The organism is Micromonospora tarensis, from assembly GCF_016803395.1.
GTDB classification, from domain to species: Bacteria; Actinomycetota; Actinomycetes; order Mycobacteriales; family Micromonosporaceae; genus Micromonospora; species Micromonospora tarensis.
The window spans coordinates 1-9,847 of the sequence record NZ_JAEVHL010000243.1 but is presented as its reverse complement, the minus strand read 5'-3'; the positions used below and the strand labels follow the sequence as shown (position 1 = coordinate 9,847).

6 protein-coding genes and 4 pseudogenes are annotated in these 9,847 nt (G+C 73.9%); 1 reads left to right on the top strand and 9 read right to left on the bottom strand.

Annotated elements, in window-relative coordinates; genetic code table 11:
• Position 1: 1 nt before the first annotated feature.
• Together JM949_RS37980 and JM949_RS37975 are read right to left on the bottom strand one after the other, a co-directional pair.
• Positions 2–814, bottom strand: a pseudogene (locus tag JM949_RS37980) (glycosyltransferase family 39 protein); the annotation flags it as partial.
• A 174-nt stretch (positions 815–988) separates the two neighbouring features.
• Positions 989–2,434, bottom strand: a pseudogene (locus JM949_RS37975) (NAD-binding protein); the annotation flags it as partial.
• On the opposite strand from JM949_RS37975, the gene JM949_RS29705 reads away from it, so the two are divergent.
• The gene (locus JM949_RS29705; protein WP_203151456.1) at positions 2,433–2,651 is read left to right on the top strand and encodes a hypothetical protein; all 219 of its coding nucleotides are present in this window, start codon (positions 2,433–2,435) and stop codon (positions 2,649–2,651) included. The pseudogene JM949_RS37975 and the gene JM949_RS29705 sit on opposite strands and share 2 nt — an antisense overlap.
• A 75-nt stretch (positions 2,652–2,726) precedes the next feature.
• Here the strand turns inward: JM949_RS29705 and fabF are convergent, their stop codons facing one another.
• The 7 genes and pseudogenes from fabF to JM949_RS29670 all read right to left on the bottom strand — a co-directional run bounded on the left by fabF (position 2,727) and on the right by JM949_RS29670 (position 9,452).
• Entirely contained in the window at positions 2,727–3,953 is a 1,227-nt protein-coding gene (gene fabF, locus JM949_RS29700; protein ID WP_203151455.1) for a beta-ketoacyl-ACP synthase II, read from the bottom strand.
• Positions 3,954–3,955: 2 nt separating this feature from the next.
• The gene (locus JM949_RS29695) at positions 3,956–4,195 is read right to left on the bottom strand and encodes an acyl carrier protein (RefSeq protein ID WP_030330276.1); all 240 of its coding nucleotides are present in this window, start codon (positions 4,193–4,195) and stop codon (positions 3,956–3,958) included.
• 85 nt (positions 4,196–4,280) lie between these two features.
• Positions 4,281–5,225, bottom strand: coding sequence for a beta-ketoacyl-ACP synthase III (locus JM949_RS29690; protein WP_203151454.1), 945 nt, complete (start codon positions 5,223–5,225; stop codon positions 4,281–4,283).
• Between the two features lie 5 nt (positions 5,226–5,230).
• Positions 5,231–6,148 (bottom strand): annotated as a pseudogene (locus tag JM949_RS29685) (ACP S-malonyltransferase); the annotation flags it as partial.
• 78 nt (positions 6,149–6,226) lie between these two features.
• Positions 6,227–7,527, bottom strand: a pseudogene (locus tag JM949_RS29680) (PucR family transcriptional regulator).
• A 31-nt stretch (positions 7,528–7,558) separates the two neighbouring features.
• Positions 7,559–8,206, bottom strand: a complete 648-nt coding sequence (locus JM949_RS29675) for a response regulator transcription factor (protein ID WP_309232385.1) — start codon at positions 8,204–8,206, stop codon at positions 7,559–7,561.
• A gap of 49 nt (positions 8,207–8,255) precedes the next feature.
• Positions 8,256–9,452, bottom strand: coding sequence for a sensor histidine kinase (locus JM949_RS29670; protein WP_203151451.1), 1,197 nt, complete (start codon positions 9,450–9,452; stop codon positions 8,256–8,258).
• Positions 9,453–9,847: the final 395 nt, after the last annotated feature.

The window sequence follows — 9,847 nt, the reverse complement described above, 5'->3', positions numbered from 1 at the left end:
GTCAGCGGTCGGCGCGGCTGGTCAGCAGGGCGACGGTCAGGCCGGGGCGCTGCCAGACCTGGGCGACGGTGAAGCCCGCGCGCAGCGCGTCGCCCTTGGCGCCGGGCACGGCGGCCAGCGGCTCGGCGCGCCGGCCGGAGACGACCAACCACACCCGTGTCGTACCGGCCAGGCACTGTGCCGGCTGGGGGCACTCCGCCGCCCACAGGTCACCGCGGCGCACCTCGTCCTCGGTGACCAGCACGTCGCGTGGTGGGTCGTCGAGGTGGTACTCGATGCCGAGGTCGAGGAAGAGCCAGCTGTGCCGGGGCGAGTAGACCACCGCGTCCCCCGGGTGTTGGCCGTCGGCGATCACCCGCGCCGCGCCCGCGTAGTCCACCGGCGCGCTGCGCGGCCACTCGTGGGTCCGGCGCAGCGCGGCCTGGTCGGGCAGGCCGAGCAGCCCGGCCAGGACCACCACGACCAGCGCCGCCGGCGCGGGCACCGCGGCCAGTGCCGCGCCCGCCAGCAGGCACGCGAAGGGCACCACGAAGACCAGGTACCGGGCGACCCACAGCGGTACGACCGCGCCAGCGGCGAAGAGCAGCAGCACCGGCAGCAGGACCGCGCTCACCGGCAGCAGTGCGCGCCGTCCGAGCCGGGCGGCCCCGAGCACGGCGACCCCGACCAGCAGGCCACCCACCACGCTGCTCTGCGCCACGCCGCCGGGCAGCGCACTCAGGTCGTCCAGTCGGGCCAGGTGGACCCAGTTCAGCTGCCGGGACTGCTGGGTCCGGGCCTTGACCAGCAGCGGGCCGGCCAGCAGCGCGACCGGCAGCTCGGCGACCAGCAGGACCCGCCGCCCCACCGAGATCGTGTCGATCACCTCACGGCCCATCATGGCCGCCGCGAAGGCCGGCGCGGCCAGATACGAGACGCTTCGTGAGTGGTTGATCCCGAAGGCGCGCTGCACCCGCTGGGCGAACTCCTCGTCGAACAGCCGCAGGACCACCCGCAGCGGTGCGGGCGCCTCGCCGTTGGCGGCCCGGTGCAGCGAACGGCCGAGCAGCGCGGTCTCCAGGTTGGTGACGTCGTCGGTGCAGAGCACCACCAACGCCCGGCAGGTCGACACGGAGGCCGCCCGCAGGGTCTCCGGGCTGGTCGCGTCGCCGATCAGGACCGGCAGACCCAGCTCCCGGGCCACCGCCACGCCGCGAGCGGTCGGCGCCCGGTCGACCGCCACCACCGGCACGCCGAACGAGTGCAGTTCCTGCACCACCCGGGTGCCGATGTTGCCGAGTCCGACCACGATCACGTGGTCGTCGAGCGGGTCGGTGAGCCGACCGGCAGCAACCGCCAGCCGAGCCCGGACCACCGAGTCGACCACCAGCGCGGTCACCGTGGGCACCAGGGCCACACCGACGATCACCAGGAGCAGGGCGGTGACCTTCTCCAGCAGCGACCCGGACTGGTCGGCCTCCGCGCTGCCCAGCGCGGTGAGCAGGGTCAGGTATCCGGCCGCCACCGGGTCGATGTCCCGGGCCTGCCCGAGCAGCACGCTCGCGACGGCGAGCAGCGCGGCGGTCGCGCCCAGCGCCCAGCGCAGCCGCCTGCCGAGGACCAGCCGGATGGTCCGCACCAGACGGCGGCGGGGCCGGGCCGGAGCCGGGTGTCGACGCCCGTACGCCCGTACCAGCACCAGATCGGCGGAATCCTCGTCCTCCGGCAGCGTGACCAGCTCGGGCCCGCTGGTGTCGGCGAGCGCGCAGACCACGTCCGCGTTGTCCGGGTCCAGCGCGGCCCGGCTCGCCGTGCGCAGCAGCTCGTCGTCGGGCAACCGCAGGAAGGTCGGGGTGTCGTCGCCCAGCGTGGCCGCGACGAACGCGGGCGCGGCGATCTCGGAGCCGGACAGGACCGCACAGTCGCCGAGCATGGCGGCCACACCCTCGCCGAGCACCGAGTTGAAGAGGCGAACCACGACCCGGACCTCCGGGTCGAACTCCCGGATGATCAACGCCGCGTCCACGTTGGCCACGTCGTCGGCGCTGACCAGCGCGACCGCCGCCGCAGTCCGTACGCCGGCCCGGTCCAGGACCTCGGCGGTCAGCCGGCGGGCGACCACCACCTCCGGGCGGGGACCAGCCGTGGCGGCATCCGGCGTGAACTCGACGATGTCCGGCGCGTGGTTGTCGACCAGCGACGGCAGCAGGACGGTGACCGCTACGCCGTACCGGTTGACCAGTTCGGTGATCAGACGTCGGGCCAGGGCGTTGTCACCGCAGACCACGAAGCGTCGACCGGATTCCGGATCGATGCCGTCCGCGCTGTCGTCGGGCACGCCCGCATGGTAGCCGCCGTCGACCAGCGGCCGGCCCGCGTGAAGCAGCCCCGCCGACCCGACGCCGACGGGAAACGGGTCGCGCCGGCGGGGGTGGGCCTGGCAGCGTGTCGTCATGGGTCAGGCACAGGGCTTCAGGTACGACGAGCGTGCCGACGGCACGGTGCTGATCACCCACCACGGGCGGGTGGCCGGCACGTTACGCGGTGGGCGGGCTGCGGAGTTCCTCGCCGAGGTCGACGACGACCCGCAGTTGGTGATGGCCCGCTGGACCGGCAACTACCGCCACGGCAACGAGCGCACCGCCAAGCGGCATCCTCGCAACCGGGGCTGAACAGCGAACGGACCCCTGTGCACCGCCAGGCGATGCGCAGGGGCCCGTTGCCGTACCGCTAGAGCGGCCCGGCTGTCACGGCCGGGCGAAGACGAGCGCCACGTTGTGGCCGCCGAAGCCGAACGCGTTGTTCAACGCGGCCGGGATCTCCATGTGGCGTGCCTTGTGGGCGGCGACCTCCAGGGTGAGGCCGGGGTCCGGGTCGTCGAGGTTGATCGTCGGCGGGACGACACCGTCGCGGATGGCCAGGATGGTGGCGATCGACTCCAGCGCGCCGGCCGCGCCGAGCAGGTGTCCGGTCATCGACTTCGTCGCGGCCAGCACCGGGTGGTCGCCGAGCGCCTTGTGCAGCGCGCCGATCTCCAGCATGTCCCCGACCGGGGTCGAGGTGGCGTGCGCGTTGACGTGCACGATGTCCTGCTTGGCGATGTCCGCGTCCGCGATCGCCTTGGCGATGGCCCGGATGGCGCCCTCGCCCTCGGCGTGCGGCTGCACCATGTCGTACGCGTCGGAGGTGATGCCGGAGCCGGCGAGTCGCGCGTAGACCCGGGCGCCCCGGGCCGCAGCGTGCTCGGCCCGCTCCAGCACCAGGATGCCGGCGCCCTCACCGAGGACGAAGCCGTCGCGGCCCTGGTCCCACGGCCGGGAGGCGCGCTCGGGGTCGTCGTTGCGGGTCGACATGGCCCGCATCGAGCTGAACCCGGCGATCGGCAGCGGGTGAATGACCGCCTCGGTGCCGCCGGCCACCACCACGTCGGCCCGGCCGGAGCGGATGATGTCCAGGCCCAGGGCGATCGCCTCGGCGCCGGTGGCGCAGGCGCTGGCCACCGAGTGCACGCCGGCCTTCGCGCCCAGCTCCAGCCCGACCCAGGCGGCCGGACCGTTCGGCATCAGCATCGGGATGGTGTGCGGGGAGACCCGTCGTGGCCCGGAGGCCTCCAGGATGTCGTCCTGGGCGAGCAGGGTGGTGGCACCGCCGATGCCGGAGCCGACGCTTACCGCCAACCGCTCCCCGTCGAGGCCGGAGCCGGCGAGGCCGGCGTCCGCCCAGGCCTGCTGCGCCGCGACGAGCGCGATGGCCTCGGAGCGGTCCAGGCGGCGCAGCCGGACCCGGTCCAGCACCTCGGACGGCTCCACGGCCAACTGGGCGGCGATCCGGACCGGCAGTTGCTCGGCCCACTCCTGGGTGAGGGCACTCACCCCGGAGCGGCCGGCGAGCATGGCGTCCCAGGTCGACGCGACGTCCCCGCCAAGCGGGGTCGTCGCGCCGAGCCCGGTGACGACGACGTCGGGACGACTCATGATCAGGACTGCGCCGCGATGTAGCTGACAGCGTCGCCGACGGTCTTGAGGTTCTGCACCTCGTTGTCCGGGATCTTGACGCCGAACTTCTCCTCGGCGGCCACCACGACCTCCACCATGGAGAGCGAGTCGACATCGAGGTCGTCGGTGAAGGACTTCCCCTCGGCCACGTCGTCCGGGTTCACCCCGGCAACCTCTTCGAGGATCTCGGCGAGGCCGGTGGTGATCTCGTCACGGGTCATTGCGGTTGGTTCCTTTCATCGGGGTTCTCCGACGGACGGCGTCGCCGGCCGCCACTCCTGGACGCGTACGCGCCCGAGGGGGTCATCAGGGGCAGCGGACGACCTGACCGGCGTAGGTCAGGCCACCGCCGAAGCCGAACAGCAGCACCGGTGCGCCCGAGGGCACCTCCCGGCGCTCGACCAGCTTGGAGAGGGCCAGCGGCACGCTCGCGGCGGAGGTGTTGCCGGACTCGACGATGTCCTTCGCGATGATCGCGTTGGGGATGTTGAGCCGCTTGGCGATGCCGTCGATGATTCGCGCGTTGGCCTGGTGCGGCACGAACGCGGCCAGCTCCGACGGGTCGACCCCGGCCCGCTCGCAGGCCTGCAGCGCGAGCGGCGCCAGCGCGGTGGTGGCCCAGCGGAAGACCGCCTGCCCCTCCTGCTGGATGTACGGGCGCCAGCCCTCGATGCGGACCGCGTCGCTCTTGTCCGGCACCGAACCCCAGACCACCGGGCCGATGCCGGCCGGCTCGTCGTCGGCGGTGGCGGTGACCACCGCGGCACCGGCACCGTCGGCGAAGATGATGCAGGTGGAGCGGTCGGTCCAGTCGGTGAAGTCGGAGAGCTTCTCCGCGCCGATCACGATCGCGTTGCGCGACGCCCCGGCCCGGATGGCGTGGTCCACCGTGCCCAGCGCGTACGCGAAGCCCGAGCACGCGGTGTTGACGTCGTACGCACCCGGCGCGGTGATGCCCAGCTTGGCGGCGACCCGGCAGGCCACGTTGGGGCTGCGGTCGATGGAGGAGCAGGTGGCGACCACGACCAGGTCGATGTCGGCGGCGCTGAGGCCCGAGTTGGCCAGCGCCTTACCGGCGGCGGCGGCGGCCATGTCGGCCACCGTCTCGCTGTCGGCGATCCGCCGGCTGACGATGCCGACCCGGTCGCGGATCCACTCGTCGTTGGTGTCGACGAGCTGTGCGATGTCGTCGTTGGTCACCACCCGGGAGGGCTGGTAGTGCCCCATCGAGACGATGCGACTGCCAGTCATGAACGACCTCCGATGCGGGCGATCAGGTCCCGTGCGGCCGGCAGGTCGTCCGGGGTTTTCAGGGTGACGATCTCCGGGGCGCCATCGCCCTTGAGTTCCCGCTTGACCAGCCCGGCGAGGGTGCCGGCCGGTGGCAGCTCGATCACGCCGGTGACCCCGAGGTCGGCCAGCGTACGCATGCACAGGTCCCAGCGCACCGGCGCGGTGACCTGACGGACGAGGCGTCGCACCAGGTCCGGGCCGTTGTCGACGGCGGTGCCGTCGAGGTTCGACAGCAGGGTCCGGGTCGGGTCGGCGGGGGTGATCCCGGCGGCGACGGCGGCGAGCGCGGTCTCGGCCGGGGCCATGTACGGGGTGTGGAACGCGCCGGCCACCGGAATCCGGATGATCTTGGCCTTGGCCGGCGGCTCGGCGATGAGCTTGTCCAGCCCGTCCAGCGCGCCCGCGGCGACGATCTGCCCGGCGCCGTTGCGGTTGGCCGGGTACAGCCCGTTCGCCTCGATCGCGGCGATCACCTCGTCCGGATCGCCGCCGAGCACCGCGGCCATGCCGGTCGGCTCCAGCGCGCACGCCGCGGCCATCTCCCGGCCGCGTACGCCGGCGAGCGTGATGGCGGCGTCGGCCGACAGCACCCCGGCCAGGGCGGCGGCGCCCAGCTCGCCGACGCTGTGCCCGGCGGTGACCGCGACACCGTCCAGTGGCAGCTGTTCGGCCGCGAGCAACGCCGCGGCGACCAGCAACGGCTGGGTGCTGGCGGTGTCCTTGATCTCGTCCGCGTCGGCGGTGGTGCCCAGGTGCAGCAGGTCGACCCCGGCCAGCGCCGACCACCCGCGCAGCCGCGCCTCGGTGCCGGTCAGGTCGAGCCAGGGGGTCAGGAAGCCGGGTTTCTGAGAACCCTGGCCGGGACTAAGTACGGCGAGCACGCCTATGACTCTCCCGGATACGAGCGGGTAACGCGGTGCCGCCCTCGACCAAACCACACTAGAACCTTTGGAGGTTTCCTACAAAGATCGGCGGCGATCACCCTCGGTTTGTCCGGATTTCCGGTTGGTCGGGGTCATTGTCTGAGTCGGGACCGGTGAGGTGACCGGGGCGACCGGATCCAACCGACCGACGGTCAGCGCGACCTGGAGCGCGAACGCGTCCCGGGGCGACAGCGGGGAGAACCCGGTCACCTCGGCGATCCGGCGCAACCGGTACCGCACCGTGTTCGGGTGCACGAACAACGCCCGGGCGGCGCTCTCCAGCGTGCCACCGGCGGCCAGGAAGGCGTCCAGCGTCGCCAGCAACTCGCCGCCCGCGCGCACCAGCGTCGCGTACACGTCGTGTCGCAGCCGCCGACGGGCCTCCGCGTCGCCGGCCAGCGCCCGCTCCGGCAACAGGTCCGCGGCCGGGACCGGCCGGGGCGCGCTGGGCCAGGCCGGCGCGGCCCGGAAGCCGGACAACGCGGCCCGCGCCGACTCGGTTGCCTCGTCCAGACTCGGCACGGCGGGACCGACCACGACCGGGCCGTCCCCGAACGCGCTCAGCAGCTTCGCGGTAGCGGTCATCGGGTCCGCTGCGCCACCCAGCACGATCACCAGCCGGTCGCCGTGCACCCCGCCGATCACCTCCACGCCGATCCGGCGGGCCTGCCGGTAGACCACGTGCAGCACCGCGGAGACCTCCCCGCCGGGCGACCGGCCCACCGCCACCGCCACCGGTGCGCGTCCGTCCAGCCGAGCGCGGCAGCCCGACTGGCCAGTACGTCCGGCGAGTCACCACGCAACAGCGCGTCGACCAGGAGGGCCTGCAACCGGGCGTCCCAGGCGCCGCGCGACTCGGCGGCCCGCGCGTACACCCGGGCGGCGGAGAACGCGATCTCCCGGGAGAAGCGCAGCACCGCCTCGCGCAGCTGCTGCTCCTCGCCCTCGGCGGCCAGGTGCGACACCTGCTCCTCGACCACGTCGATGGTTACCTTGATCAACGCCACGGTCTGCTGAAGGGTGATCGACCGGGCCAGCGCCTGCGGTGCGGCGGCGAAGACCTCGTCCGAGACCTCCTGGGTGCTGTCCGCCGTGCCGCCGCCGTCGCGCAGCCACTGCACCAGCGACCGGGCGCCCGCCTGGGCGACAAGCATCACCCAGGAGCGTTGGTCGGCCGGCAGTGCCCGGAACCACGGCAGTGTCTCGTCCATCCGGGCCACGCTGGAGGTGGCCAACGCCCCCGCCGATCGTTCGATCCGGCGCAGCGTGGCCCACAGCTCTCCACCCCCCGGCGTGCTCACCGCCCTAGCCTGACACGTCGTGAGCAGGCCATCCACGCCGGCACCGGCCAGCCGGGCCGGCCCCGGCTCAGGGCTGCGGGGGAGTGGGCAGGCCCACTTCCTGGGCCAGGATCGCGGCCTGCACCCGGCTGCGCAGGTCCAGCTTCGCGAGGATCCGGCTCACATGCGTCTTGGTGGTGCTCTCCGCCAGCCCCAGCCGGTCGGCGATCTGCTGATTGGACAGGCCCAACCCGAGGCAGGCCAGCACGTCGCGCTCGCGCGGGGTGAGGGTGCCCAGCGCGTTCCGGGTGTCCGCCGACGCGCCCGGCGCGGTGGCCGCGAAGGCGGTGATCAGTCGGCGGGTCACCGCGGGGGCGATGAAGCCGTCCCCCCGGGCCACCGTCCGCACCGCGCTCACCAGGCCGTCGGCGTCGGTGTCCTTGAGCAGGAACCCGGCCGCCCCGGCCCGCAACGCGCCGAAGACGTACTCGTCCAGGTCGAAGGTGGTGAGTACCAACACGTCGGCGAGCCCGTCGGTGACGATCGCCCGGGTCGCGGAGATCCCGTCCCGGCGGGGCATCCGCACATCGAGCACCGCCACGTCCGGGCGCAACTCCCGACACAGCCGCACCGCGGCGTCGCCGTCGGCCGCCTCGCCGACCACCTCGACGCCCGGCGAGCCGCCCAGGATCAGAGCCAGCCCGGCGCGTACCGCCGGTTGATCGTCGGCGAGCACCACCCGTACCGGTGCCGGGTCCGTCCCGCTCGGTGGTCGCGCGGCCCGGTCACCCGGCCTCCCCGGTCGGTAGGGCGGCCCGGACCTGCCAGCGACCGTCGTGCGGCCCGGCGGTGAACCGGCCGGCCAGCAGCGTGGCCCGCTCCCGCATCCCGATCAGCCCCGCCCCGGCGCCCGGCACGCCGGCCCCGCCCCGGCGCACCGGATTCTCCACGGTCAGCACCACCTCCGCCGGGCGGTACGCGATCGTCAGCTCGGCCTCACCCGTGCCGTGCTTGAGGGCGTTGGTCAGCGACTCCTGCACGATCCGGTACGCGGCGAGGTCGACCCCCACCGGCAGCGCGCCCGGTGTGCCGTCGGTGCGGACCCGCACCGCGAGGCCGGCCGCCCGGATCCGCTCGACCAGCCCGTCCGCCTCCGCGAGCCGCGCCGAGACCACCTCCGCGGTGGCCCCGCCGTCAGCCGGCGCACCGCCCACGCCGGGCTCGCGCAGTACCTCGATCATCTGACGCATCTCGGCCAGGCCCTGCACGCTGCTCTCCCGGATCACCCGCAACGCCGAGGTGACCTGGCCGCGATCCAGCCCGGGCACGGAGAGCACGGCGGTGGCGTGGATGGCCACCGCACTGAGGTGGTTCGCGACCACGTCGTGCAGCTCCCGGGCCATCCGGGCCCGTTCGGCGCTGACCGCCTGCCGACGGTCCAACTCGACCAGGCGGGCGGTCTGCTCGGCCCGGGCCCGCTCGGTGGCCGCCTGGTCGCGGTACTGCCGCACGCTGATGCCGGTCAGCACCGGCAGCACCCCGGCGAGCACCACGAGCACTCCGATCGCCGCCCCACGCCAGTGGCCGAACCCCAGCACGCCGACGACGACCCCGAGCAGGCTCAGCGCCACTGTCACCCGCAGCAACCACCGCCACAGCCGGGGCGGGCCGTACACGCAGGCGTCGTAGAGCACCTGCGTGTAGACCAGGACCGTGCCCAGCGAACTGCCCAGCACCGTGTCGACCACCAACGCCCCGGTGCCCACGGTCAGGCTGGCGCGCGGTGCCACCCGGCGCAGACCGACGGCGACGCAGGCCGCCAGCAGCGGCGGCAGGAACAGCGCCGACGGCAGGTCCGCGTCCGGCCGGACCTGTGGTTGCCAGCCCAGGGCGTACAGCACCAGGCCGCCCGCCAGCGACGCGCCGGCGAGCGCGAAATCGCGGCCGAGGGTGCCGGAGCCGAGCCACGGTGGCGGTCGCATACCCCCGATCCCACCACAGCCGCCGGCCCCCGGACTCCGACCGGGGGAGGAGCCCGGCGCGCCGACATGCGCCGAAAGGGGTACCCGAGCCACCGGGTGAACGGTGCGGAAAGAAGCTGTGAACTGCGTAACCGGATGCCGCGCTCAGCGTCGTCGTGGTGAACTGCCCGGTCCAGACCCCGGGTACGCTGCGCGCGGCCTGTCGGTCGCGGCCAGTACGGTGACAGGGCACGTCGGGGGAGCACCCGAGGGTGGGACGAGCGTGAGGAGACCGGGATGGCGCACGGGGAGGCCGAGCACGGCTGCGCCCAGGGCGAGCCCAGCCGGCCGGGGCACCACGACCCGCAGGCGGCTGGCAAACACCGTCGGCCGGTCGGCGGCGCGTCGGCCGCGCA

Excerpts from the sequence above, each read along its gene's own strand:
- JM949_RS29705 (WP_203151456.1), top strand. The coding sequence starts at position 2,433 with ATGGGTCAGGCACAGGGCTTCAGGTACGACGAGCGTGCCGACGGCACG.
- fabF (WP_203151455.1), bottom strand. The coding sequence starts at position 3,953 with ATGAGTCGTCCCGACGTCGTCGTCACCGGGCTCGGCGCGACGACCCCG.
- JM949_RS29695 (WP_030330276.1), bottom strand. The coding sequence starts at position 4,195 with ATGACCCGTGACGAGATCACCACCGGCCTCGCCGAGATCCTCGAAGAG.
- JM949_RS29690 (WP_203151454.1), bottom strand. The coding sequence starts at position 5,225 with ATGACTGGCAGTCGCATCGTCTCGATGGGGCACTACCAGCCCTCCCGG.
- JM949_RS29670 (WP_203151451.1), bottom strand. The coding sequence starts at position 9,452 with ATGCGACCGCCACCGTGGCTCGGCTCCGGCACCCTCGGCCGCGATTTC.